Origin of the sequence: Marinobacter nanhaiticus D15-8W (genome assembly GCF_036511935.1) — a bacterium.
GTDB lineage: Bacteria > Pseudomonadota > Gammaproteobacteria > Pseudomonadales > Oleiphilaceae > Marinobacter_A > Marinobacter_A nanhaiticus.
In genome coordinates this window covers 3817047-3843640 of record NZ_AP028878.1, presented here as the reverse complement: position 1 = coordinate 3843640, position 26594 = coordinate 3817047, and the positions used below count along the sequence as shown (strand labels likewise).

Below are 26594 nucleotides of genomic sequence, written 5' to 3'. Positions count from 1 at the left end.
CTCTCCGGCGCGCAGGTTAGAGAGGAAATTCAACCGTTATGGTGAAGGTTCGTGAAGATTACGCCGTGACCACGGATGGTCAGGTGGACATCGAGGGCTGGGTCCGGCAGATCCAGTCGAAGACCACTCTCGAAGATGTCGACCAGTTTCGGCGGGCCTGCGAAAAGGCCGCTATTATCGACCTTCAGGCCGTGCGGGACGACCGGCTGTGGGCGCCCGGCGCGAGCAGCTTTCGTACCGGTATCGAAATGGCTCAGGTGCTGGCGGAACTGCACCTTGACCAGGCCTCGCTGGTGGCGGCGATCCTATACCGCGCCGTACGCGAAGAGCGCATTCTGATCGAGGACGTGCGTAAGGACTTCGGCGACGAGGTGGCCAACCTGATCGACGGCGTGCAGCAGATGGCGGCGATTTCCTCGATCCACCATCCCCTGAAAGGCAACGTACTGGGCCAGAGCCAGGGCCAGCTGGACAACGTCCGCAAGATGCTGGTCACGATGATCGACGACGTTCGTGTTGCGCTGATCAAACTGGCCGAGCGGACCTGCGCCATTCGCGCCGTGAAGAGCGCCCCGCCGGAAAAGCGCATGCGTGTAGCCCGGGAGGTATTCGATATCTATGCGCCGTTGGCGCACCGTCTCGGGATTGGTCACATCAAGTGGGAGTTGGAAGATCTATCCTTCCGCTACCTGCACGAATCCGCCTACAAGAAAATTGCCAAGTTGCTGGACGAGAAGCGACTCGACCGTGACCAGTACATCAAGCGTGTCCTGGATGCGCTCAAGACCGGCCTGGACGCAGCCGGCATTGAGGCGGAACTGACCGGTCGGGCCAAGCATATCTACAGCATCTGGCGGAAGATGCGACGTAAAGGCATCGATTTCTCTCAGGTCTACGACGTGCGGGCATTCCGCATCCTGGTACCCAGCGTGCGTGATTGCTACTCGGCGCTGGGTATCGTGCACAGTCTGTGGCGCCACATCCCAAACGAATTCGATGACTACATTGCCAGCCCCAAGGAGAACGGTTACCAGTCCCTGCATACGGCCGTGATCGGTCCCGAGGGCAAGGTGATGGAAGTTCAGATCCGTACCCAGGCCATGCATGAGGAAGCGGAACTGGGCGTCTGCGCTCACTGGCTCTACAAGGGCATGGATACCAGCAACAAGTCGGTGGGCTACGAGGCCAAGATCAACTGGCTACGGCAGGTACTCGAATGGCAGGAAGACCTGGGCGACCTGTCCGGCTTGGTGGATCAGCTCAAGACTGACATTACGCCGGATCGAGTCTATGTCTTTACCCCCGAAGGTCACGTGGTGGATTTACCCCAGGCTGCCACGCCGGTGGACTTTGCCTATCGCGTACATACCGAAGTTGGCCATGCGTGCCGCGGCGCCAAGGTTAACGGCCGCATCGTGCCTTTGACCTATCCGCTGAAAACCGGCGATCAGGTCCATATCCTGACGTCAAACAACCCCGCGCCCAGTCGCGACTGGCTCAATTCGAGCCTGGGTTATATCCAGACGTCCCGGGCACGGGCGAAAGTGACCCACTGGTTCAAGGAGCAGGATCGTGACCGCAACATTGTGGACGGCCGCGCTATCCTGGAAGACGAGTTCAAACGCCTGTCGATCTACGATGTCGATCTCAACGAGCTGGCACATAAGGTCAACCACCAGAACGCCGAGGACATGTTCGCCGCAATCGGCGCTGGTGACCTGCGTCCCACCCATGTAGCCAATATCGCCCAGCAGTTGATTGAGCCCCACACGCGGCAGTTGGACCTTAAACTCCAGAAGCCGAGAGCCCAGCCTTACGATACCGACGGGGATATTCAGATACAGGGTGTGGGCAAGCTCAAGACCCAGGTGGCGAAATGCTGCAAGCCGCTGCCTGGCGATGCCATTGGTGGCTATATCACGGTGGGGCGCGGTGTTACCGTCCATCGACTGGACTGCCTGACATTCCTGCATCTGCGTGAGTATGAGCCTAACCGAATCATCGAGGTCAGTTGGGGTGGCCGGCAGGAATCGGTCTATCCCGTCGATATCGAGATCGAGGCCTACGACCGGTCAGGACTCTTGCGGGATATTACCACCGTGCTGGCATCGTCCCGTTGTAACGTGTTGGCGTTGAACACGCTGTCGAACCAGGATGATAACTCCGCAACCATGGCGGTTACTGTCGAGATATCGAGCTTGGAACAGCTGGCCAAGCTGCTGGCCCAGATCCGCAGCCTGCCCAATATTCTCGAAGTCAGGCGCAAGCGGAGTCAGTAAGCAACGCGGTCCCGAAAGAGCACATATTCAGGAAACGGTCATGACCGACAATGACACGGGGAATAGCGACGCCAACATGGAAAACAACTACACGATAGATGATCTGAAGTACCTCATGGCGCGGCTGCGAGACCCGGACATCGGCTGCCCCTGGGACTGCAAACAGGACTTTCGCAGTATCGTGCCCCATACGCTCGAAGAGGCCCACGAGGTGGCCGACGCGATCGAGCGGGCAGACTACCCGCATCTCAAGGACGAATTGGGAGACCTGCTGTTCCAGGTCATCTTCTATGGGCAGTTGGGTAAAGAAGCGGACCACTTCGATTTCGATGGTGTCGTCGATCATCTCGTTCGTAAGCTGATCCGCCGTCATCCTCATGTGTTTCCCGAAGGCACGCTGGAGAGCAAGGTCGACCCTGACAACAGACCCGGCGATGCTGAGATCAAGGCCAATTGGGAGCGTATCAAAGCAGAAGAGCGCGCCATGAAGCCAGAGGCCGACGAGGCTCCGGAAGACAGCCGGCTCGACGGTATCGCCGCGTCCCTGCCGGCTATGGTCCGTGCCGAGAAGCTGCAGCGTCGGGCTGCTAACCACGGTTTTGACTGGCCCGACATCGAACCGGTATTCGCCAAACTGCATGAGGAAATCGACGAGCTGAAGGCCGCCTGGCAGCAAGCGCTACAGGATCCAGACGATCGCGATGCGCTGGAAGATGAACTGGGTGACCTGTTGTTCGTCTGTGTCAATCTGGCACGCTTCCTGAAGGTTAATCCTGAGCAGGCGCTCCGACGCACGAATCGCAAATTCGATGCACGGTTTCGGGCCATCGAACGGGTGCTTGCATCACAAGGGCGCGAGTTTGACGCTCAGACTCTCGACCAGCTGGACGAGATCTGGCAGTCGGTGAAAGGGGTGGAGAATGGGGTCCAGAATTAGAGTGTCTAAGAACGTTCCCCTCTGGTCCTGAAAATTAAGACCCTATTAAATCCCTGTAAAATCCGCGCCGAAAAGCTCACCGATAGGTACAATCCGTAACGATATCACGCAGTAAGCGAAAGTTCGTTAAGCTACACTTTAGTTTCAAATTCGTTACGTCAGCCGGTGGTATGACTGACGCAACGCTCATACAGGTAGTTAGCTGCAAAGGGGCTCACGAGGTGCCGGCGCAGTCTTGATCGAGCAAACGAAGCGGGAGCGTTGAACATGAAGATCAAGGATCTGGTGCGGTATTGGGATAAGCATGCACGGGGGCGTCTGACCCGTGACGGCTATGATGTCGCTCTTTCCGAGCAGCATCTGGCTCGGCTGGAAAAGCTGGCTGAGTTGTACCCGATGAAGTCTCCCCAGGATCTGATCCGTGACCTGGTCTCTGCAGCGCTGGATGAGCTGGAAACCAGCTTTCCCTACGTGCAGGGTTCCAAGGTTGTCGCCTTTGATGAGGATGGCTTTGAAATATACGAGGATGCGGGTCTGACACCACGGTTCGTAAGCCTCAGCCAGAAGCACATGCAGCAACTCAAGGAGCGGCAACTCGAAACCGCGGCCTGAGCGGATTCGGACCAGCTCTCAGCATAAAAGCCGGCCTCCCTGCTGGCTTCCCAGGCGGGTCGCCTCCCCGGCGACCCCCATGGTACTTGACGCTCCCTACTTCTTCACCGATTCCAGCTTACCTTTCAGCGGTGTTTGTCGCGTAAGGTCGTCCAGCGCCGCACCGATCATGTCATTCAGGATATCGGTTTCACTACGGTCCGGATAAAGTTCTGCCAACGCCGCAATACGCGCCGCATCTTCCAGAGGCAGACGCAGGGTGTAGCTTTGTGGCCGGTCGGTGTCTTCCTTCTTGTCTTCCCAGTGCTTGGGCAGATCTGTCACTTTCATAAATGTTCCTCGGTTTTGGCGCCTTCCATTGGTTCGGTTTGGATGTGCCTAAAATAAACACCTTTGGCGTGTCGATTTCAATCGAAAGCGGTATGGGGGTATTTTAGCAGGCTGTGATGATGAGCCGGTAACGGGCTGTTATATTGGGAAACCTTTTTTTGAATACCCGAGTTTTGAATACCCGAGAGTTGAACACCCGAGAGTTTGAACACCCGTAGGGTTGGAACACCCGTAGGGTTGGAACACCTTTCAGGTATCTCTGGATACGTCCCGGAACCATCCGGCCACCCAGGACGTATCCAGAGGTTGCCTCAGGGACTTGTCGAATCAACGATGGAAAGGCTTCATGACCGAACTGCACCCGCATTTGAGAGATAATGTCAGGCTGCTGGGGGAACTCCTCGGCGAGAGTATCCGCAAGTATCCAGGACAGGGCTGTTTCGACCTGATCGAGGAGGTCAGGGCAGCAGCAAAGGCGGACAGACGCCAGGAGAGCGGCTCCGGCCAGCGACTCGTGAACCTGCTCAGTCAGCTCAGTGATGACCAGCTCCTGCCGGTCACACGGGCTTTCAGTCAGTTTCTCAACCTGGCGAACCTGGCCGAACAGTACCATGGTATCCGCCGCAAGCAGGGGCACCATGCAGACGTGATGGTGGAGTCCCTGGGCGAGGTGTTCGACCGCCTGCTGGCCAAGGATATTCCGGCCGAAGAGCTGCATCGTCGGGTTACCGAACTCAGTATCGAATTCGTTCTCACTGCCCATCCCACGGAAGTGACCCGTCGGACACTGATCCTCAAGTACGATGAAATCTCCAACTGTCTGGGCCAGCTCGACCATGACGACCTGCTGCCGGTAGAGCGCGCTGAAATCGTCGGTCGTCTGCGCCAGTTGATTGCCGAGGCCTGGCACACCGACGAAATCCGTTACCAGCGGCCCACGGCGGTGGACGAGGCCAAGTGGGGGTTTGCGGTCATCGAGAACAGCCTGTGGCAGGCACTACCGCGGTTCCTGCGGGGGCTCGATAAATCCCTGATCGAGGCGACCGGGAGTGGGCTACCTATCGATGCCGCACCCCTGCGCTTCGCGTCCTGGATGGGGGGTGACAGGGATGGCAACCCGAATGTGACCCACGAAGTTACCCGTGAAGTGTTCTGGCTAGGTCGCTGGATGGCGGCCGATCTCTACCTGCGTGATATCCAGACCCTGCGCGCCGAACTTTCCATGTGGGAGGCCAGCGACGCCCTGCGTGAAGCGGCCGGGGAGACCCGAGAGCCCTATCGCGCCGTGCTGGGCCAACTGCGGGAACGTTTGCTGCGCACCCGCGATTGGGCCGAAGCCTGCGTCAACGGTGAACCCGCCGATGACACCGATATCCTGTTCGAGAACGAGGAGCTGATTACGCCGCTCCAGCTCTGCTACGACTCCCTGGTTGAGTGCGGTCTGGATGCGATCGCCGATGGATTGCTGCTCGATACTATCCGCCGGGCTCATACCTTTGGTCTTCCGTTGGTACGGCTGGATATACGCCAGGAGGCGGGTCGTCATGCCGAGGCTGTGGGTGAGATCGTCAGCGAGCTGGGTCTGGGCGATTATGAATCCTGGAGCGAAAAGCAGCGCGAGGAATTCCTGGTAAACGAACTGCAGGGTCGTCGTCCACTGATCCCACGGAATTGGGAACCGTCGGCCAATGTTCAGGAGGTGCTCGATACCTGCGCCGTGATCGCCGATCAGACGCCTGAATCCCTGGGCTCATACGTGATATCCATGGCCAGTCAGCCGTCGGACGTGCTCAGCGTGATCCTGCTGCTGCGCGAATCCGGCATGTCCCGTCCCCTGCGTGTCGTGCCCCTGTTCGAAACCCTGGACGACCTGCGTGGAGCGCCGGACACCATGACCGCGCTGTTCCAGGTGGATTGGTATCGGGAATACTGCGCCGGCCGTCAGGAGGTGATGATCGGGTACTCGGACTCCGCCAAGGACGCTGGCCAGATGATGGCTGCCTGGGCGCAATACCAGGCGCAGGAGCAGTTGACCGAGGTGGCGCGGGAGCACGGTGTTCACCTGACCTTGTTCCACGGTCGTGGTGGTACCGTCGGACGGGGTGGCGGGCCGGCCAATCGGGCGATCCTGTCCCAGCCTCCGGGGTCGGTGAATGGCAGTTTCCGCATTACCGAACAGGGCGAAATGATCCGATTCAAGTTCGGCCTGCCGCGCCTGGCGGAACAGAGTCTGACCCTCTATGCCACGGCTGTGATCGAGGCGACCTTGGCACCGCCACCGGGCCCGCAGGACGAATGGCGCGACATGATGGACTGGATGACCGAACGGTCCCTGAAGGCCTATCGCCAAGTGGTTCGCGAGAACCCGGATTTCGTGACCTATTTCCGTCAGGCAACGCCCGAGCAGGCGTTGGGTAAGCTGGCCCTGGGCAGTCGTCCTGCCCGGCGCAAGGCTACCGGCGGCGTGGAAAGCCTGCGCGCCATCCCCTGGATTTTTGCCTGGACCCAGATGCGCATGATGCTGCCCAGCTGGCTCGGCAGTGACGTGGCGTTAAAAGAAGCAGCGGAAGCCGGCCACGTGCCCATGCTGCGCGAGATGATGGAGCGCTGGCCGTTCTTCAAGACCTATGTCGACATGCTGGAAATGGTGCTGGCCAAGTCGGACCTGCGCATTGCCAGCTACTACGAGAAGACACTCGTAGAGCCGGAATTGCGGCACCTGGGTGAGGATCTACGGTCGCGACTGGCGGACTGCATCCAACAGGTGAAAGACCTCAAGCAACAGGGCGAGCTCTTGCTGGACGAGCCAGTGTTCGCCCATTCGTTGCGCGTTCGTAACCCGTACACGGATCCGCTGCACTATCTGCAGGCCGAACTGTTGCGTCGTGACCGCGAAAGCGAAGATCGCGGGGAGGTGCCAGAGCTTGTGGAGCGTGCACTGAAGGTCACCATGGCCGGCATTGCTGCAGGCATGCGCAACACCGGCTAGTATCCCGATAGGGCGATTCGTGGCTGAGTCATCCGGATAGGACCAGGGTCTATTGCAACGGCATTTGGCTGCACCGTAAAAAAATGTACACGCCGTATCCGAAACCGCGCGCAATCGGTTAGGCTGTACGCTGGGGCTACGCATAATCAGTTGAAGGCGTAGCCCCGGGATCTATCAGGATGACAGAGGTAGTTTGAGTGGCGGCATCAGCCAAACTGGAGGTTTTCCTCAACCGCAAGGGTGTTGTGTACGAAACCGTACTGCATGACGAAATGCCGACCTTCGATGTCGCTGTTTCCAGTGCAGGTATTGCCCAGGAGGACGTGATTCGCGCCACGCTGTTGATCGACCTCAATGGTGTCGTGATGGCGGTTCATGGTTATCACACGGCCGTGGATGTTGATGCGGTTTCGGAAGCCACCGGCCGCCGGCTTCAATTGCTCACCGCCCGCCAGGCCGACCGCATGTTCTCCGACTGTGAATCCGGTTTCCATCCACCGATCGGCGCGGCCTACGATATGCCTGTGGTCGTGGATGAGCCGGTGCTGGCCATGCGTCAGGCCTATATGGCTTCGGGGGCCAGCAACAGCATGCTACGCCTGGACGGGCGAGCATTGCGCCTGTCTCTCGCTGGCGCCCGCAAGGGGCGAATCAGCATCGTCGACGAGGCCCACGATATCCAGGCTGGGAGCAGTGGCGAGATAACCCTCGAAGAAGTCGCGCACCGCTTGCAGAAACTCTATCGCTTGCCTCCCATGCCGGCGCTGGCGCTAAAGATCCTGCGCCTGACCGCCAACCCGGAAGCGACGGCGAAGGAGTTGGCGGACCTGATCGAATTCGATCCCAGCCTGACAGCGCAGGTTATGCGGTACGCCCGCTCGGCACTATTCAACTACCCTGGCCAGATCAACTCCGTGCAGGAGGCTGTAACCCGGGTCCTTGGCTTCGATCGCGTAGCTCACGTTGCCATGGGTATTGCCTCTGTGCGTGCATTTGACGTGCCGCGTGACGGTATGCTCGGAATGGATGCGTTCTGGCGTCACTCGCTCTACTGCGCCCACCTGTGCCAACAGATGGCCATGCTGACCAATGCCGACAAGGGGCTGGCTTACCTTTGTGGCCTGCTACATAACTTCGGCCTGCTGTTGATCGGCCACCTCTTCCCGGACGAATTCGACCAGCTCAACCGCCTGCGTGAAGCCAATCCGGAGCAGAGTATGCGAGCGCTTGAAGGCCAGGTGTTCGGCGGCAGTCAGGAATTCCTCTCTGTCGGCCACGGGCCGATCGGCGGTATTCTGCACCGTCTCTGGCAGCTACCTGACGAAGTGGTCAAGAGTGCCGGGGTACACCAGCATATGGAGTATGAAGGCGACCACGCCGAATACGTTCATATGGTCCAGTTGGCCAATGGGCTGTTGAAACAGAAGGGTATCGGTGACGAATTCAATCCCGACGATACCGAAGCCCTCGCCGAATCCCTCGGGCTCGGTCCCGCAGATGTCGATCGGCTACTGGAGATAACCGACGCCGTGGCCGAGGAACTCGACGATCTGGCCCGCTCCCTCGCTGCCTGATACCTTCGTACCCTTTCTATGCCTGTCCTGACTTCGTATAATGCCCGATCCTTTTACTAGCTGGGTCTCAGCTGCTGTCGGAAATAGGTTCCTTGGACCATTGGCAGCGTCGACGACCGGAGCTAATGTTCCCATTGGGGTGATACGGTAAGCGTCCCCTGGGGCTCAACCAGTCATAGGTCGGCCTTGTTGTATGCGAAGTGCGCCATAGTCCTGGACTGTTTCGGATGACGACTGGCTCGCCATTGAGCGCGCTGGCGATAAGAACAATAAAGCCCGTTTGCCTGGATATGCCGGCAGGCGAGGCGTGCGAGATAGAGTCGGTTGAAGGCAACGCCTCCCGATCCGCACAACGATTTCACGATAAACGGGAGCATATGCACTATGAGAATTATTCTTTTGGGCGCGCCGGGCGCAGGTAAGGGTACCCAGGCTCAGTTCATCACCGGAAAGTTCGACATTCCCCAGATCTCCACGGGCGACATGCTGCGTGCCGCGGTCAAGGCCGAGAGTCCGCTGGGGCTTGAGGTCAAGGAAATCATGGCCTCTGGTGGCCTGGTGCCTGACGAGACCATCATCGCCCTGATCAAGGACCGCATCAAGGCGGACGATTGCAAGAATGGTTTCCTGCTCGATGGTTTCCCGCGCACGATTCCCCAGGCCGAAGCCCTGAAGGACGAAGGCGTGGTGATCGATTATGTCGTTGAAATCGCTGTGGACGATGAGGAAATCGTCACTCGCCTGTCCGGACGCCGCGTACATGAAGCCAGCGGTCGTATCTACCACGTCAAGTACGATCCGCCGAAGACGGAAGGCAAGGACGACGAAACTGGCGAGCCATTGATTCAGCGCTCCGACGACTCCGAGGAAACCGTCCGTAACCGTCTGAAGATCTATCACCAGCAGACCGCACCCCTGGTCCACTATTACCAGGACTGGGCCCAGAAGGAACCTGAAGCTGCGCCGACCTACGTTCGCGTTGAAGGGGTTGGCAGCATGGACGACATCCGCGACCAGATCCTGTCGAAACTTCAGTAAGATCCACCCACGCATTTCCGGGGCATTGCCACCTTCATGAAACTCCTGGCATTGGATACCACCGCAGAGGGCTGTTCCGCAGCCCTCTGGACGGACGGCGGCATATTTGAACGCGCCATCCGTTCGCCCCGGGGCCACACCCAGCACCTGTTACCCATGGTCCGCGAACTGGTTGCCGAGAGCGGCATCCCGTTGACTGAACTCGATGCCTTGGCTTTCGGCCGTGGCCCGGGCTCGTTTACCGGCTTGCGTATCGCCACGGGCGTTGTCCAGGGCTTGGCATATGGCCTGGATCTCCCGGTGGTGCCCGTTTCTTCGTTGGCAGCTGTGGCCGCCCAGGCCGTGCGTCGCGGCGTTGCCGGCGAGGGGGACGGCATCGCCGTGGCATTCGACGCCCGTATGGGCGAAGTCTACTGGAATTGTTACAGGGTGCAGGGTGGCCAGCTGCGTGCATCCGCCGAAGAAAGGGTGTGCGCACCCGACAAGGTCTTACTTACCGAAAATGTTGATCGATGGGTCGGTGCTGGTTCCGGCTGGACCTTGGTCAACCAGTTACCTGCCAGCTTGGTCGAGACTGTGGCAGAATCCTACGCCGACTGGTACCCGCAAGCTGTCGATATCGCCTCCCTGGCGGTGGCGGACTGGTCTGAAGGCGCGCAAGTTCCCGCTTGGGAAGCCGCGCCTGTCTACGTCAGGGACGAAATTACCTGGAAGAAACTGCCGGGCCGTTGAGCGACCGGTATTGCCCAACCCTCCTCAGGAAGCCGCCTAATGGATCTATGGCAAACGATTGTTCTGGCCATCATTCAGGGACTGACCGAATTCCTCCCCATCAGTAGCTCCGCCCATCTTATCCTGCCGTCCCAGGTCCTGGGTTGGACCGACCAGGGTCTGGCATTCGACGTAGCCGTTCATGTCGGTACGTTGCTGGCCGTGATGGGGTACTTCCGCCAGGATGTGATCCGCTTGAGTTCGGCCTGGTTCGCCGATACTGCGCAGCGACGCACGGGGCCGGATAGCCGCCTGGCCTGGGCCATAATCCTGGCGACCGTACCTGCGGGGCTCGCCGGGGTACTGTTCAACGACTTCATTGAAGAAGAGCTGCGATCGGCGCTCGTCATCGCCCTGGCCACGATCGGCTTTGGTCTGGTGCTCTGGTGGTCCGATGCCGTAGGGCGTCGCGAGCGCGGGTTGGACGGGCTGGGCTGGCGGGACGCGCTGCTGATTGGCATTGCCCAGGCGCTGGCGTTGATCCCGGGTACATCGCGGTCCGGCATTACCATGACTGCAGCGCTGTTCCTTGGCTACAAGCGCGAGGCGGCAGCACGGTTCTCGTTCCTGCTTTCGATCCCACTGATTATCGCGGCGGGCTTGCTGAAAGGTATGGAACTGGCTGAAACCGGCACCGAGGCCCAATGGATCGATATCCTGGTCGGAACCGCCGTTTCGTTCGCCAGTGCAGTGATCTGCATCCATCTGTTCCTGCGCTTCCTGGACCGATTGGGTTTTATGCCCTACGTGATTTACCGTTTGTTACTAGGCGCGCTACTGTTATTGATGATATCTTAACCAATCCAGGGTTCCCTGGGATTTCTTACTCAACCTGTCTTCCACGGGTATCTCCACTAGTATGATTGGCGGCATCAATTCCAACGGTTACGGCCCCCTCCAGCCGGATCGCCTGGTCCAGCGGGACGATTCCGCGCGCCAGGATAGCCGCCGGAATACGGGTAATGTCTACGATGCGGATATGCCCGTTCGCCGGGACACGGTGGATCCAGAGTTGCTGGAACGTCGCGTTCAAGCCCGCCAAGCAGCCCAGGATGCCCAGTTCGAGCGCTTCCGGGCCGACGATATCCCGCGGCGCAACGCGGAAGCCCTTGAGGTGTTTACCGGCATCGCGAGCCAGCGTGACGGTAGTGACGTCGAGCTGGCCGGCATCGATATTCGCGTCTGATACTACCTGATGGTCGCTTCCCAACTGGCCGTCGGCTGCGCCGAACCCCTATATATTCCCCAGGCTCGTGCTATCGCCGACACCCTGCATTTTCCCTGCATCGATCAAGTCGACCCGCGTTTTGTGGCCGATTATCCGGTTCTCCTATGGCTGGATGATCTTGGCCTTTCGCTGCAGGTGACAGGGCGTAAGGCGCCGGGCCCCGTGCGGGCGGAGTTCGTTTCGGGCAAGGCAGGTTATCGCCGGGAACACGGCGGCGGTGCGGGGCAGTTGGTGGCCAAGGCTGTCGGGTTGCAGCGGGCATCGAAGCCGCCCCACGTGCTCGATGCGACCGCCGGTTTGGGGCAGGATGCCTATGTTCTTGCTGGTTTGGGCTGTGAGGTCACGCTGCTGGAGCGGTCCCCGGTAATCCACGCCTTGCTGGCAGACGGTCTTGTACGCGCTGCCGGAGACCCTGATGCCGGTCCGCTCGTTGCACGCATGTACCTGCAGGCCGGGGACAGTATAGAGCGGCTGCGTTCGCAAGACGGAACGATTGCCGATGTTATCTATCTCGATCCCATGTTCCCGCATCGCGACAAGTCGGCTCGGGTAAAGAAGGAAATGGAACTCTTCCGTCCGATCGTCGGGTCGGATGACGATGCGCCCGAGCTTCTGGCTATCGCCCTGGAGCGGGCCGCCTACCGGGTGGTGGTCAAGCGCCCGCGCAAGGCGCCAGTCGTCGACGGGCCTGCACCCAGCACACAGCTCGAAGGCAAGAGTAGCCGTTACGATATCTATGCGCTGCGCGCACTACCGTAAATTGGCCTGATCCTACTAAATGATAGTCCTTTGGGCCTTTTGCCTGACGCGTGCAACGGCAGCCCTGAGGGCTGCTCCGAAGCTAAAGCGTCGGCTACATTTCGCGTACAACTCAAGTATGTAGCAGAAGCTTCAGCTTCTGAGGCGCCGAAGGTGCCCGCGGTGGAGCCGTACAGCCGACCTATTGATCGTAAAGGACCAAGTCCAGCAAGCCTGCTCCCTCACGCCCCCAACATCGTCACCTGCTGTATCGCCTGTCGCATTTCCATATTCAGCACCAGTCGCGCGTCTTCGGCCACCTCGTCAAGTCCGTCGGTGTAGCACAGCAGATCGTCCTCGCCGGTCGTCAGTATGTCGTTCCTCTGCAGGTTGGCGATGAAATTGCGGAACAGCATCTTGTCGAAGAATTCAGGCGCATTCAGGCCGAACAGGATCGACATGCGTTGGGCCATCTGCGTACTTTGCTCTTCCAGTTCCTTGGCGGAAATCTTGCCCGAGCCGTACTTGCGGAGGATGGCGATCGATATGTGATAGCGCTCCAGGGTCTGGATGATGAAGCGGGACAGATGGCGCAGACGCAGGGCAGCCTCCGTACCGTCTGCCGGCCTGCAGACCCGGTCATCCTCCAGAGTAAGCAGCTTGCGCTCTACCAGTATGTCGATCCAGTGTTCGATGATGGGATCCACACCTTCATCGGAGTACTTCAGGAACAGCTCCGACTTGATATAGGGATAGATCGCGCTGGCCAGGAATACGACCCGCTCGCGCTTCAACGATGCGAAGTTCTCGAACAGGCAGGCAATCAGCGCCGGCAGGGCAAACAGGTGCTGGATATTGTTGCGGTAATAGGTCATCAGGATGGCGTTATTGCCTTCCAACGCGATGATGTCGCCCAGGTCCTGGGAGTAGCGGCTGATCAGGCCCATTTCCTCGCCATAGGCGACCCAGTCGCGGCCGTGGCCTTCCGGGAAGGTTACGTTGTCTGAATAGGGCGCACTCTTGATCAGGTCGCAGAACTCATCCATCAAACGAACCAGCAAGCGTTCGTCCATTGCCAGTCGTTGGGCCGACAGCAAGACCGTCGCCAGCATACCCACCGGGTTCACCGCAACGGCAGCGTTGATGTTCACGGCCACCTGATCTGCCAACTCGTCCACGGTGGTTGTGAGCCATTTGGGTCGGTATTCGTTGTCGTACGCTTCCTCGCGCCACTCGGGGCGAGTCTGGTCGAGAACGGTGCTGAGCTGGATCGGATCGCCGAAGTTCACGGCGACCCGGCCGAAGGAGTTGCGCAGCTTCTTGACCGTCTTGGCCAGGGAGAAAATGCTCTCCTTCTGCTTTTTCTTGCCTCGCAACTCGCCCAGGTAGCTGCGGCCCTCCATGACTTTCTCATAGCCGATGTAGACCGGCACGAACACGATCGGCTTGCGGTGATCACGCAGGTAACTGCGTACCGTCATTGCCAGCATGCCTGCCCGCGGCTGGAGCATTCGCCCGGTACGGCTGCGTCCGCCCTCCACGAAGTACTCCACGGAATAGCCGCGCGAGAACATTACGTGCATGTATTCGTTGAACACGGTCGCGTAGAGCGGGTTGTCCTTGAAACTCCGGCGCATGAAGAAGGCACCGCCGCGACGCAGGATCGGTCCCACCACCGGCATGTTCAGGTTGATACCGGCCGCGATATGCGGTGGCATCAGGCCGTTGCGGTAGAGCACGTAGGACAGCAGCAGGTAGTCGATGTGCGAACGATGGCAGGGCACGTACACCACCGCATTGTCCTTCGCGGCGTCCTGTGCGACCTGAACGTTGTTGATGGCCACGCCGTTGTAAATGCGGTTCCAGAGCCACGACAGTACTACTTCCAGGATACGGATAGTCACAACCGACATGCTGGCGGCAATCTCGTCCGCATACTTGAAGGCCCTGGCGCGCACTTTCTCCGGCGGCAGGTCCTTGTCCCGGGCGGTCTCGCGGATGGCCTCCTTGACTGCCGGGGTGCGGACCAGTGAGGCAACCAGGGTCCGGCGATGGGACAGGTCAGGGCCCAGGACCGCCTGGCGCACGCGACGGAAATGGGTGCGCAGGATGCGCGCCAGCTTACGGGTAGCGCGCTCCTCATTGTCCCGGACTTCGTTGATGACGTGCTGGATCGAAATCGGCTGCCCGAACTGCACATAGGTGTTGCGGCCGTGTACCAGAATGATTAACAGCTTCTGCAAGCGCCCGGCAACCGACCAGGTGTCCGAGAGCAGTAGTTTGAACAGGGACTTTTCCTTGTCCGGTGCACGGCCCCAGAACAACGTGACCGGCACGATCTGGATATCGACGCTGGTATCCTCCAGGGCAAGGGCGGTGACCTGTTTGATGCGCGGCGTCAGGGCAGGGGAATGGCGGCGGCGGAACAGACCGCCGGCACGTTGGTAGAGAAAGAAGAACGAGCGCCGTGGCCCTTTCTCCACCGGAAGCGGCGCCTGGGAAGACGGTAGACCGGCGCGCTGGATTTCCTGCTCCAGCACCAGGCGACTGGAGAGAGAGCTGTATTGGAGTACGTAGCAAACGGGCTTTTCGGGATCGAGACCCAGTTGCTCGCGGTCGGCGCCCATGACATCGGTGCGCACCCAAAGGAACAGGATCTTGCGTAACAGCGTGAAAAACAAGGCGCTCAGCCCCGGGAAAATTCGCATGCATACTCCAGTCAGCATCAAGTGCGCTAAGTTTACTTGGTCGACCCACGGGCGCAAAGCATGCGTCCTCCGGGTTGCGGAATGCATGGCCTAACAGTCCGCAGGTTGTCCCCGATAGCCGGACTCTGTGGTACCGTTGGCCATTCGGGCGGCTTCGGAAGGTATTCCCTTCGACAGTTGCGAAGGATCTTCCGGCAGTTGTCCCATTTCTCCATACACTGTAGTTCAGGAGCGACGTCCAGATGTCAGGCTGGGTTCCCGGTTGGTCAGAAGAACCGCCTCGGGCGGGTGATGGGCTCGTCTTGGCCCGGGGTTCGAAAATCGTGACTTCATCCGGTGGTTGGTTGCATGAAGCGCTGGCGCCGGAGGCCGACGTGGTCGCCGATGATCCGGCGATTTTCCTGGGGCATTTGGAAGGGCGCCGTATTTTTGTGGCGCGGGCGCAGGAGCCGGCCGAGGAACAGGTGCTTGCCCTGAGAGACGCATTGCTCGGCTCCGATCCCTTGCAGGCGGGAGTCCTCAACACGGCTTCCCAAGTCCTGCAATGGCAGATAGACCACCGCTACTGTGGGCGCTGCGGCAGCGTTACCCGCATGCATGCCCGGGAGCGGGCGAAATGGTGTGAAACCTGCGAAATCCCCTTCTATCCGCGTCTGGCACCCTGCGTCATTGTGCTGATCCGCGACGGCGACAAGCTTTTCCTGGCTCGCTCCAGTCGCCACAAGCATGGCTTCTACAGCCTTATTGCCGGTTTTATCGAACCGGGAGAGAGTGCCGAAGAGGCGGTGCAGCGTGAAGTCTTTGAAGAAACCGGGCTTTATGTGCAGAACATTCGCTATCACGCATCCCAGCCCTGGCCGTTCCCGCATCAGCTGATGCTCGGCTACTACGCCGATTTCGCCGGTGGCGAACTGCGTCTGCAGGAAGACGAACTGGCGGCGGCAGACTGGTTCGCTCCGGATGCACTTCCCCCGTATCCCCCTGAGAACACCATTGCAGGGCGCCTGATCAACCAGGCGCTGGCGGAAATCCGGTCCTGATCGTGCCGCGGGTCCTGGTCTTTGACTCCGGTGTTGGGGGTTTGAGTATCGCCGGTTGCCTGCATGCGGCCATGCCGGGCCTCCAGCTGCTTTATGTAGCCGATACTGCAGGCTTTCCTTACGGTGACCGCACGGAAGAGACGGTGATATCCCGGTGTGCCGGGCTGGTCGAGCAGGCGATGACCGAAATTCCGGTGGACCTCGTAGTGGTGGCGTGCAATACCGCGAGTACGGTCGTGCTGCCGACGTTGCGCCAGCATATCCAGGTCCCGGTCGTCGGCGTGGTCCCAGCTATAAAACCTGCTGCGAAGTTGTCCATTAACCGCCAGATTGGCATTCTCGCCACGCCCGCTACCGTCAGGCGCCCCTATACCGATGAACTGATTCGCCAGTTTGCCGCAGACTGTGTGATCACGCGGGTGGGGCATCCCGGCCTGGTGCAGTGGGCGGAGGACAAGGCCTCCGGCATCGGCGTACCGCTCGACGCACTCAGCGATGCGACGGCTCCCTTGGCTGCGGCCGGAGTGGATACCGTGGTACTGGGTTGCACTCATTACCCTCTGATACTCGATGAGTTGAAGCTGGTCTTGCCGCAGGTTCTGCATTGGGTGGATTCAGGAGAGGCGATCGCCCGGCGCGTGGCCTTTCTGTTGGGCGAGGGGGGATTCACGGTGAGTGATCTGGAAAAACGCGCCGCCGATCGTCCGGTAGAGGCGCGCTTCTCCGGGGCCGCGCCCACCGAGCTGGCCGATTTCCTGTCGGTGCTCGGTCTGGGCACAGCATATGTAGAGACTGAATGGTCGGACGGGCTTACATGACCCGGGTCAGCTTGAGCATGGCCAGGAATTCCAGGGCCGGAACGGCGCGCTTGTGGCAGCAATAAGTCTTGAAGCCGTCGCCCCGGAAGCGGGATTTGGTGAATTCGAGGCCCTTGAAGTTATAGAGGAAGTTGCCTTTCTCGTAGAGGGTGTGAAGCGTGCGCTTGAGCAGCCGGCTTTCCTGGGGCTCAATCACTTTATCCAGCGATAGGGGGATCAGCCCCAGGTCGAGGTAGGGGACGCCTTCGTTCTTGAAAACATCCATCGCATGGGCCATTAGGGTGTAGAAAATGCCCTGGCGGAAATCGGCGTTGGCCCGCGATATGTTGGGCACATAGCTGATAATGCGGTTGTTCTCATAGACCGGGTCGAAATAGATGAAGCCAACCGCCTTACCGTCCTGGTAAGCATAAAAGTGGCGTTCGTTCTCCCGGTATTGCATTTCCATCGGCCGGATCAGGAAACGGATCTCGTTGCTCTTGACCTTGCGGGTTCGGATCCAGGCTTCGGATATTTCCCGGGTATGGTCATCACTGAAGCGCTCCTTCACCGTCACGCCGTTATTCGACGCCTGGTTGACTGCGGTCCGGATGATCTGCTTTTTCTTGCCCTTGAGGGACCACTTTTGCAGGTTGATACGGGATTCACTGCCAAACTGCGTGCCGTAGAGCCCATAACGGCGATGCAGGATATCCACCACCGACTTGGAAACCTGAATATAGCTGGCATTCGGGTGACGGGCATGGAACCGTTCGATGATCAGCTCGAAGTGTTCCGGTGCCGTTACCGGATCGGATAGCACAAAGGTCATGCCCCACTTGCGCATGAAGCCAATGTAGCCAACGCCTGGCAGATCGAAATAGTCCATTTCCGGTTGTAGGGTGGAGAACGACTGGGTGTGGACACCGAACTTCTTCAGGTAGTCGACGCGCTGGGAAAAGGTCAGGCGGCCTTCTTCCAGTCCGCTGAAACTGTCAAGGGCAAGGATTTGCTCTGTCATCGCTAATATCTCCCGGAATCCTTGTTCTTATTGGCTTGTTCCGTGTTGTGGAGCCCGTCTGGCTGGCTTGCCTCCCGGAGGGTCAGGCATCGGCCGGCAGTCAGTGGCGGTTAACTGCAATCTCCGCTTTATCCGATCTGCTTCCGGCCCAGGATCGACCAGTAGCAGTTCATGTTCAGCAGCTTGAAATGCTTCTTCTGGGCGATTTCCAGTCCCAGCCGCTGCATGTGTTCGGGGTAGTTGTAGATCTTGTGGAAAGCGTTGTTGGCGAAAAGCCAGAAGATGAACACCGCCGTATACCAATATAGTTTCTTGAATACCCGGGCGAAGACGTTACCGGTGGGATAGCAGAAGTCGCCGACGACGACACTACCGTCCGGTTTAGCCAAGCCTATGAGGTGTTCGAGGACGCGCACCATCATGTCTTCATCAAAAACGTTGAGGAAGAAGTTGGCCACGACCATGTCGTACTGGCCGGTCTGGTCGATTTTCATGATGTCGCTGTGGATACGCCGGATATTCAGGTCGGGGGCTTCGGTCGCCAAGGCATCGGCAAACTTGCGTAGCATGGTTTCGGAAAGATCGACCACCGTTACGTCTGCGCCGAGTTCCGCAGCGCGAATGGCATCCCGGCCATGTCCCACGCCAGCGAACAGCACCTTGGTGCCGGGTTTGACAGTTTCCACATCAAGCATCGCCGTTTTGCAACGATGGATGTTCTTGCCGCTATAGAGGTTGCTCAGGAAGTCGTAGACGGGGCCGATGTACTTGTATTTGTCACGCATGGTCTCTTACTGCCTGTCCGAGTCAGGGTTGTCCCGCGATACAGGTCCGCTCTCGCGGCTCTTCTTGTACCGGTTATCCGGCAGCGGGTTTTGTTCTTGTTCCTGAAAGAGCTTAGAGAACTCGTTGCCGGGATTTTGTGCAGCACCACGCATTTTTCGATACGTAAGTTTACATAAGACTACGCTTTGCAAACTTAGTCAAAGTTGAGGTTTGGAGTGTAAGACAATCCAATCTTGTTGGGCCTTCATAGCCATCCATTAATCGGGCAATAGGTTCCGCCCGACGTGCCCTTGTAGCATCGGTATGCTAATGATGTATCAATGAAAGATGATTTCCTGAACAATTATTCAGAATTACGTGGACTGAAATTGCAGGGTAATCAGCCGGGGTAACCGCGCTTTGAAGTATTGCCTGGGCACTAAAGTCAGAGGTTTCGAAATGATACGTCCTGGAATTCGGCGGTGGCTGTTGAGCTTGGGGATCGGTATTACGCTGGCCCTCGATCTCGTGCCAGCGCAGGCCGCCCGGGAAGTCGCCTATCTCATTGTCGAAGACAAAGCTCGTCCGTTTCAGGTTGTGGAAAATGGCGAGAGTCGGGGCGGTATCGTTTCCGATATGGTGGATGCCATCTTCGCTGGTTCCCGGTACGAGGTCGACCATCAGGTCTATCCGATCAACCGTCTGCGCCAGGTCGTGGCAGAAGACCAGATTGAGTATTGGGTAGCCTACGAAGCCGTACATTGGCAAACCTTCGGCAACCATGGCCTCCTGGTGGACGAGCCGCTCTTTACGACACATCACGTCATGTTGAGTTGCCGCGAAGAGCTTCCGGACCGCATTACGACGTTGGATCAGCTGCGCGACCTGAGCCTTGTGACGCTCCGTTATTTCGACTACCAGCCCTTGGACGAGGCGGTTGCTGAGGGGTTCATCAAGGAAATACCCATCGATCGCTATGAAGCGGGGATTCAGCTGGTAGGGCTGGGTCGGGCCGACGGTTTCGTAGAAATGGAATCCCGGTTGAGGTTCCACGTTCGCCGAATGGAGCATGCGTTCGACGAGTGTATGCGCTGGATTGATTTTAGCGCCATCATCCCCGACTTTCCGATCTATCTCAGTGTCGACATCGACTGGCCGCCGGAATTCCGGGAATTCGTTGCCCGTCGGATCCGTGAGCTACGCTCGTCTGGAGCGTTCGACCGCATTATCGAAAATTATCTGGGGGATGGCATCGCTGATTAAATCTATTGGCGATTCTACAAAGTTGGTCTTGAGTAACTCGCCAGTGAACCCGTCAAAGCTTCCTAGACGGCGGCCCGCGCACGCGCCTTGACGCCGAGTAGGGCGTCTATTTCGTTAGCTGGTCGGGCCGGACCATAGAAGAAACCCTGGACCTGGTGGCAGCCCAGATTGCGCAGGTACGTCAGTTGGGTATCGGTCTCAACACCTTCGGCGACGATATCGAGTCGCAGGCCGTGGGCCATGGCGACGATCGCATTGACAATGCAGGCGCCGTCTTCGCCGCTGCGAATGCCCCTGACAAAGGACTGGTCCACCTTGAGGGTGTGGATAGGCAGGCGATGCAGGTAATTGAGGGAGGAATAGCCGGTACCGAAGTCGTCGATGGCGATGCGCACGCCATGGGCCGCGAGTTCCCGCAGTTTGCGGCTGATCTGTTCCAGATCGTTCATGATCACGTTTTCAGTGATCTCGATCTCCAGGTTCTCCGGTGGGAAGCCCATGGTTTTCAGTTGGGCGATCAGGTTTGCCACGAAGCGAGGGTGATCGACCTGTAGCGGTGACAGGTTAACCGCCAGGCGCATCGATTTGTGACCGGCGTCGATCCAGCGTTTCATCTGCTGGCAGGCTTTTTCCAGCACGCACTCGCTGAGTTCGGCGATCAGCTTGGTTTCCTCGGCCAGGGGCAGGAAATCCCGTGGATAGAGCAGGCCACGTTCGGGGTGCTGCCAACGGACGAGCGCTTCGAGCCCGACCACTTCCCCCGTATTCGAAGCCACCTGTGGCTGGTAGTGCACGCACAGTTCGTTGTTTACCAATGCCTGGCGCAGGTCCCGCTCCAGGCTAAGGCGATTGGCCGTATCGATGCTCATGGATTCGCTGTAGAAGCGATAGCCATCCTTGCCGCCGGCCTTGACGTGGTACATGGCGATGTCTGCGCACTGGATCAGTTGATCCATTGAATCACCGGCGTCCGGGAAAATGGCGATACCGACGCTGACCCCGACGAACACTTCGTGCTCACCCAGCTGGAACGGTTCGCGTAACACGCTGATCAGCTTGCGCGCGATCTTGCGGGCGTCGTCATGGCTGCTGATGGCGGGCAGCAGCAGCGTAAACTCATCACCGCCGAACCGGGACAGGGTGTCCCCCTTGCGCAGGCAGCTTTCCAGGCGCTGGGTCACGGCCTGCAGCAACCGATCGCCCATGGCGTGCCCCAGGGTATCGTTGACCACCTTGAAACGATCGAGGTCCAGGAACATGACTGCCAGCTTCTGTTGGCTACGCTGGGCCTGGGTGATGGCCAGCATGAGGCGGTCCTTGAATAGTGCGCGATTGGGCAAGCGGGTCAACAGGTCATGGTAGGCCTGGAAGTTGATAAATGCTTCCGCTTCCTTACGTTCGGTGATATCGCGGGCGGAACCGTATATGCGGGCGTTGCCGTTGGCTCCGCCCGGCGTGACGTGAGGCAGGAATTGCCCGCTGTCGTCGCCGATGGGGAAGGCTGTAATCTCGAAATGGCGATTGGCCTTGCGGCTACCGCGGGTTTTCAGGCGAATCTCGAAAGTGCGCGGGTTCTCGGCGCTGATGGCCGGGTCCTGCAGGGCATAGGTGCCGCGCGCGACATCCTGTTCGTCGATCAGGTGGCGGAAATGGCGGCCGATCAGCTCATTGGGGCGGTAGCCCAACAGTGCCTCGATCTTGTGGTTGACGAAACAGACCCGCCCCTCGCGGTCTAGCATGAAGACGATATCCGGCGAGGTGTTGACGATATAGCGGTGCAACTCCTCGGATTTCTGCAGGCGTAGCTGGACGTTGCGATGGGCCCACGCCAGCGCCTGCTTCTGCAGCACGTTGCTGACTGTGGCCAGCAGCTCGTCCGGATCGAAAGGCTTCTTGATGTAGTCTTCGGCGCCCCGGCGCAGAGCGCGGCTGACGGCGTTGAAGGAGGATTCGCCGCTGACCACGATCACCGGTGTTTCTATCTTGCGCTCCTGAATGAACTGCATGACCTGGTGACCATCCACTTCGGGCATTCGCAGGTCCAACATCACCAGGTTGAAGTGTTCGCGGGTCAGTAGCTCACAGGCGGCCCGGCCACCCAACGCAGGCACGGCGACAACACCCTTTTCTTCCAGCAAGTCCACCAGACTCTGGAGTAGCCTCGGTTCATCGTCAACGACGAGTATTCTTGCCTCGGAAGTACTGATCTCTTGCAGTCGGTCCGATGTCATGGCCTGCGCCCGTCCTGTTGGGTTCCCCGATTCTACACGGGTTGTCATTTCGTCTCAGCCCGGTCAAGTCCGGTTATTCTGTTTCTTTTACCGCCGGTAGCAGGATGCGGAAGCTGGTGCCATCCTCTCCCGTCCGGCAGCTGATGATGCCCTCCATGTCATCGACAAGCTGTTTTACGATACTCAGTCCCAGACCGCTATGGCCCGGCCCCTTGGTGGAGCGGACCGGTTTGAATAGTGAGTCCCGGATGGATTCGGGAATTCCCTGCCCCGAATCATCAATAGTCAGCTCGATCCAGCGACGGCCATCCTGCCAGATCGGGGCTGCGGTGCGAAATTGGATCCTACCGCCATTCGGCATGGATTCCACGGCATTGCGAGCCAGATTCATTACCATTTGGCGCACGGGGCCGCGAGTCGCACGGGCGCGGGTGCTGGCGGTGGTCATGGTCAGCTCGCACTGGATGTCGCTGGGCGCGAACAGTGCTTCCTCGAACAGATCGCACAAAATGGTCAATTCGCTGTTTAGCACGACCCCGTCTTCGTCCTGTTCGTTCGATGCACCGGATTCGCCGGCTTCGCTGATACGTTCCAGCATCCCGGCGGCCCGGTCGAGTTCCTCGCGGACGATTTCCAGATCAGGCTCGACTTTGCCGGAGCCTTCGATGTCCTGGAGTTTGTTTTGTAGCTGACGGATGTACTGACGCACGATCGTCAGCGGATTGCTGATCTCATGAACCCGCTTTCGCAGCTCGATGCGCTGGGAAAGCTGCTCCAGCGTTTCACCGGCGACCTTCTCGGTCCGGGTTTCCTTTTGCAGGGCATGGGCCAGGCCGCCGACACGGCGGGCGAAGAGCTCTACCAACGTGGTATAGGTCTCGGCTTCTTCTACTGAATCCAGACCGATAACGTAGACGCCGCAGCATTGTTCCCCGTAGCACACGGGTACGCTCATCATCGCCCGGCAATCGAGCAGACCCAGCAGTTGGCGGTCGAGAATCGTCGCGCTGTCCATCTTCAGCACGTCGGTCTCCCGTAGTGTGCCGACCTGGGTCACCAGGCTTTGCGGGTTGTCCAACGGGACTTCGATGTGCGGGGGCGCCGTGCGCGTGGCGGCGAGAAGCTCCAGGCGATCATCATACTGTTGGAACACCAGGCCCGGTCGGCCGGTCAGGGTAACCAGGTTACGCAGGGCGGTGGTCAGGAGTTCTGCGCTATTGGCCTGTTCCGGCAGGGTTTGCAGGGCCTGCTCGACCATCGCCGAGCGCACCACCTGTTCGAACAGCCGCTTGTGGGCGTCGCCGCTGTCGAAAGGGCCTTCCAGCGGGATGTCCAGGCTCTCGGCCAGGGACGAGACCTCGCGACCGATGCGGGTACAGATTTCCCGGGTAAGGGCGCTGGTCAGGCCGAAGATGGTCTGTGCCGCTTCGATGCCGCTGGAGTCGGCCAGCGCCAGACGGGCGGATAGATTGATCAGCTTCACCAGGTGGCCGGCGTCGCGAATGTCCCGGGCCGGCGCCTGCTGGTAGCGAATGGCATCGGTGGCCATCTGCCCCAAGCCCCAATGGTTAGCCAGCCGCGCACCGATCTCGATCTGGTCGTCGAGCGGGGTCTGGTGTTCGTTATCGGATGGCTGGCGCAACGCGATCAATTCGCCTACGTTGTGCAGTATGCCCACCATAAAGGCTTCTTCGTTATTGGAGTAGCCGGTCAGGCGGCTCAAAGCGCGGGCGGTGAGGGCAGTGGTCAGAGAGTGGCGCCAGAAGTCGCGGATCTGTTGCCAGCGATCAGACCCGAGGTCGAACAGCAGTTGTCTGAGGGAGGCGGTGATGATCAGGGCCTGAAGCTGGTCGGTCCCCAGGCGTAACAGGGCCTGTTCGATGGAGTTGATTTCGCCGGGGCGTCCGTAGAGCGCCGAATTGGCGAGCGCAAGCACACGGGCACATAGAGCCGTGTCAGCGCTTATTATCCGGCCAATATCGCGATAGTCTGACTCGCTACGGCAGGCTTCCAATGCGCGCAGGACAACCTGCGGCAAACTGGGTAGCTCACCATCCGCCGGTAAATCAATATGAGCCCGGGCCATGAATTATGACACTTTCTTCATTTATCGTTTTAACGGTGGAGCTTAGCCAATAACCGTCGAATATCAAAGATAAAGTGTACATATTTTGAACCGATTCCACTCGCCTCAGTTGTAAAATCGCGTAAATCCTCGCGCTATAAAGACCTCTGCGCCTGTAAAACCTGTCGCAGACGCGTCGCTGGACTGTACAATCAATTGTCGATCCAGCTGATTTACCCGTCTTTCCATCGGCAGAGGCCGAACAAAGGATGTCCCGGATGAGGCGCCTGTGCGTTTCCGTCAGGGCTTTGTGCACAGGCTGTGTATCAAGATCCTTCTTCCCGGCCCACTGCAGTGAATGTGGCGTATTGGTCCATGAAGGATTCATCGAAACGTTCATCGGGGCACCCCCGCATCCTTGCCATAACCGGCGGAAAAGGGGGCGTGGGCAAGACCTCTGTCGCGCTCAACCTGGCTTTGGTGCTCGCCCGTCAGGGTAATCGCGTTTTGTTGCTCGACGGTGATACCGATCTGGCCAACGTGACAATCATGCTGGGTCAGTACCCGGGGCGCACGCTTGAACACGTGCTCAAGGGCGAGTGTTCCCTGGAGCAGGCGATCTTCGAGGCGCCTTTCGGCCTGCATGTCTTGCCCGGAGCTTCCGGGGTCGAGCGCTGCATGGGGATATCGGCAGCCGACCGGCTATCGATTTTCCGCGGGCTGGCGGCGTTCGAGAAGCGCTACGACTACATCCTCATCGATACCGCGGCAGGCCTGCAGGCCAACGTTATCCACATGATTGCCAGCGCAGCGCTGGCCTGTGTGGTGGTAACGCCGGACCCCACGTCCCTTACCGATGCCTTTTCCCTGATCAAGGTGCTCAAGCGCCGGGGCTACCGAAGGACGCCAAGCGTGCTGGTCAATATGGCCCATGGGGCCAGTCAGGCGCAGTCCATCTTTCAGCGGTTCCGTGCGGCACTGCAGCGCCACGTCGATATAGTGCCGCATTATCTCGGAGCGATCTGGCGTGATGAAACCATACGCCAGGCGGTATCGATCCAGCGGCCGGTGGCGTTGCTGGCGGAGTCGGACCCCTCCTGTCGGCAGTTCCGTGTGCTGGCGGATATGCTCAAGGTCCGGTTCGAACAGATCGAACCGCGCCGTGCAGGCTTCGCGGCCTATTGGAACCGACTTGCGGAGCGTCAGCAGGCGAAGCCCGCGGGTCCCAGCGGTATGGATCCGGCAAAGGCTGGTACAGTCGCAGGAGCAAATCCAAAGGAAGGCGCCGGCGGTAAGGAAGACGAGAGGTATAGAGGCGACTCGCAAGATCAGGAGAAAGCGCCGGATACAGCTACCCGGTGGCACAACTGGTCTACTGAGATGGAAACTCTAATCGCTGCAGCAGACACGCCCCCCGTTCAGCGCTATGAAGCACTGACTCGCTGTATTGCCCTGCTCGGACGCACCATGGACGAGGACATGATGGAAATCCTCCAGACCGGATTGGCGTCGATGCATTGGGATCGGCTTCCACCAGGCCAGCGCAGTCAGTTTGCCAGCCATCTCCGCCATTTGGCCGGTCAGATCGATCCTGCGCCCGCGGCTTCGCCCAAGCTGCCCGAGCTACCGGTCGAAAGCCCCGAACCTCGTTACGACGAAGTCCGGTTTGGCAGCCAGGAGGCCCTCCTACGGGCGCTACAGGATCAGCCCGACCACCTCTCCCTGGATGCCTGGCTGGACCGTATTACACGCGGCAAGCCGGATGCGCAAAAGTAGAGTTTACTGACGTATTTTCCTCGTCATCTTTCTTTCATAATGGTTTTCGAATCCCATAATGGTGCTCGACATTTGTGGTGATAGGCGACGCCACAAGGGCGCTTGTCGTCGGGTGGAGAGGCTCTGGCTCTCACCGCGTCACATTCTGGGGATTTGATGCAGTCCTGAATCATTTTCTTGCTTCAGGTCACCTATTTGTCACGGCGTGCACCGTAAAATGGCCCCCGAGGTCATTGGCAGTCGTTACGTTTTTACGGCCGTGCCCGAGCATCTGGTGCTGTTGCCTGATAATCCTTCGCGCGAATTCAGCGACTTACAAAATCCAGGCAGTTTTCGCCATGCCAACACACCGGTAATTGGCGTGGTTGATGCATTCTCTGACTTATTCTTAACGGGAAAACAGGACTGTTTTTCTGCCTAATACCATTTTTT

The 26594-nt window shown here is 59.0% G+C and carries 21 protein-coding genes; 15 read left to right on the top strand and 6 right to left on the bottom strand.

The annotated features are described in order from the left end of the window. The first annotated feature begins 38 nt into the window (after nt 1–38). The 3 genes from relA to RE428_RS17230 all read left to right on the top strand — a co-directional run bounded on the left by relA (nt 39) and on the right by RE428_RS17230 (nt 3828). A complete protein-coding gene (gene relA / locus RE428_RS17240; protein ID WP_004583181.1) occupies nt 39–2279 on the top strand; it encodes a GTP diphosphokinase in 2241 nt (746 codons plus the stop codon). A gap of 40 nt (nt 2280–2319) precedes the next feature. Further along, a complete protein-coding gene (mazG, locus tag RE428_RS17235) occupies nt 2320–3216 on the top strand; it encodes a nucleoside triphosphate pyrophosphohydrolase (RefSeq protein ID WP_004583180.1) in 897 nt (298 codons plus the stop codon). Nucleotides 3217–3483: 267 nt separating this feature from the next. After that, entirely contained in the window at nt 3484–3828 is a 345-nt protein-coding gene (locus RE428_RS17230) for a hypothetical protein (RefSeq protein ID WP_004583179.1), read from the top strand. A gap of 96 nt (nt 3829–3924) precedes the next feature. On the opposite strand, the gene RE428_RS17225 is transcribed toward RE428_RS17230, so the two are convergent. After that, complete coding sequence (locus RE428_RS17225; RefSeq protein ID WP_004583178.1) at nt 3925–4158, bottom strand: hypothetical protein; 234 nt, start codon at nt 4156–4158, stop codon at nt 3925–3927. Between the two features lie 346 nt (nt 4159–4504). Between RE428_RS17225 and ppc the strand changes: the two genes are divergently transcribed. The 7 genes from ppc to RE428_RS17190 all read left to right on the top strand — a co-directional run bounded on the left by ppc (nt 4505) and on the right by RE428_RS17190 (nt 12517). Beyond that, a complete protein-coding gene (gene ppc / locus RE428_RS17220) occupies nt 4505–7147 on the top strand; it encodes a phosphoenolpyruvate carboxylase (protein WP_004583177.1) in 2643 nt (880 codons plus the stop codon). 197 nt (nt 7148–7344) lie between these two features. Continuing rightward, complete coding sequence (locus RE428_RS17215; protein WP_004583176.1) at nt 7345–8721, top strand: HDOD domain-containing protein; 1377 nt, start codon at nt 7345–7347, stop codon at nt 8719–8721. Between the two features lie 384 nt (nt 8722–9105). Then, entirely contained in the window at nt 9106–9759 is a 654-nt protein-coding gene (gene adk, locus RE428_RS17210; RefSeq protein ID WP_004583175.1) for an adenylate kinase, read from the top strand. Between the two features lie 36 nt (nt 9760–9795). Then, nucleotides 9796–10491, top strand: coding sequence for a tRNA (adenosine(37)-N6)-threonylcarbamoyltransferase complex dimerization subunit type 1 TsaB (gene tsaB, locus RE428_RS17205; protein ID WP_004583174.1), 696 nt, complete (start codon nt 9796–9798; stop codon nt 10489–10491). 39 nt (nt 10492–10530) lie between these two features. After that, nucleotides 10531–11328, top strand: coding sequence for an undecaprenyl-diphosphate phosphatase (locus tag RE428_RS17200; protein WP_004583173.1), 798 nt, complete (start codon nt 10531–10533; stop codon nt 11326–11328). A gap of 61 nt (nt 11329–11389) precedes the next feature. Further along, nucleotides 11390–11716 (top strand): hypothetical protein, encoded by a 327-nt coding sequence (locus RE428_RS17195; protein ID WP_004583172.1) that lies wholly within the window; start codon nt 11390–11392, stop codon nt 11714–11716. Between the two features lie 9 nt (nt 11717–11725). Continuing rightward, nucleotides 11726–12517: a class I SAM-dependent methyltransferase gene (locus tag RE428_RS17190; protein ID WP_004583171.1), complete on the top strand. Its 792-nt coding sequence runs from the start codon at nt 11726–11728 to the stop codon at nt 12515–12517. A gap of 221 nt (nt 12518–12738) precedes the next feature. On the opposite strand, the gene plsB is transcribed toward RE428_RS17190, so the two are convergent. Then, nucleotides 12739–15204 (bottom strand): glycerol-3-phosphate 1-O-acyltransferase PlsB, encoded by a 2466-nt coding sequence (gene plsB, locus RE428_RS17185; RefSeq protein ID WP_004583170.1) that lies wholly within the window; start codon nt 15202–15204, stop codon nt 12739–12741. A gap of 242 nt (nt 15205–15446) precedes the next feature. Between plsB and nudC the strand changes: the two genes are divergently transcribed. Both nudC and murI read left to right on the top strand, forming a co-directional pair. Further along, on the top strand, nt 15447–16244 hold the full coding sequence (gene nudC, locus RE428_RS17180; RefSeq protein WP_004583169.1) for an NAD(+) diphosphatase: 798 nt from the start codon (nt 15447–15449) through the stop codon (nt 16242–16244). A gap of 2 nt (nt 16245–16246) precedes the next feature. Beyond that, a complete protein-coding gene (gene murI, locus RE428_RS17175) occupies nt 16247–17062 on the top strand; it encodes a glutamate racemase (protein WP_004583168.1) in 816 nt (271 codons plus the stop codon). Here the strand turns inward: murI and RE428_RS17170 are convergent. Beyond that, the gene (locus RE428_RS17170) at nt 17055–18062 is read right to left on the bottom strand and encodes a DUF2156 domain-containing protein (RefSeq protein ID WP_004583167.1); all 1008 of its coding nucleotides are present in this window, start codon (nt 18060–18062) and stop codon (nt 17055–17057) included. The genes murI and RE428_RS17170 overlap by 8 nt on opposite strands. 128 nt (nt 18063–18190) lie before the next feature. Then, nucleotides 18191–18847: a class I SAM-dependent methyltransferase gene (locus RE428_RS17165; RefSeq protein ID WP_004583166.1), complete on the bottom strand. Its 657-nt coding sequence runs from the start codon at nt 18845–18847 to the stop codon at nt 18191–18193. Nucleotides 18848–19316: 469 nt separating this feature from the next. Between RE428_RS17165 and RE428_RS17160 the strand changes: the two genes are divergently transcribed. Continuing rightward, nucleotides 19317–20090: a type 2 periplasmic-binding domain-containing protein gene (locus tag RE428_RS17160; protein WP_004583165.1), complete on the top strand. Its 774-nt coding sequence runs from the start codon at nt 19317–19319 to the stop codon at nt 20088–20090. A gap of 62 nt (nt 20091–20152) precedes the next feature. On the opposite strand, the gene RE428_RS17155 is transcribed toward RE428_RS17160, so the two are convergent. Together RE428_RS17155 and RE428_RS17150 are read right to left on the bottom strand one after the other, a co-directional pair. Beyond that, complete coding sequence (locus RE428_RS17155) at nt 20153–22321, bottom strand: putative bifunctional diguanylate cyclase/phosphodiesterase (RefSeq protein ID WP_004583164.1); 2169 nt, start codon at nt 22319–22321, stop codon at nt 20153–20155. 73 nt (nt 22322–22394) lie between these two features. Further along, the gene (locus RE428_RS17150; protein WP_004583163.1) at nt 22395–24407 is read right to left on the bottom strand and encodes an HDOD domain-containing protein; all 2013 of its coding nucleotides are present in this window, start codon (nt 24405–24407) and stop codon (nt 22395–22397) included. Between the two features lie 354 nt (nt 24408–24761). Between RE428_RS17150 and RE428_RS17145 the strand changes: the two genes are divergently transcribed. Further along, complete coding sequence (locus RE428_RS17145; protein ID WP_040883797.1) at nt 24762–26162, top strand: MinD/ParA family ATP-binding protein; 1401 nt, start codon at nt 24762–24764, stop codon at nt 26160–26162. 217 nt (nt 26163–26379) lie between these two features. After that, a complete protein-coding gene (locus tag RE428_RS17140) occupies nt 26380–26583 on the top strand; it encodes a hypothetical protein (protein WP_154660786.1) in 204 nt (67 codons plus the stop codon). Nucleotides 26584–26594 lie beyond the last annotated feature (11 nt).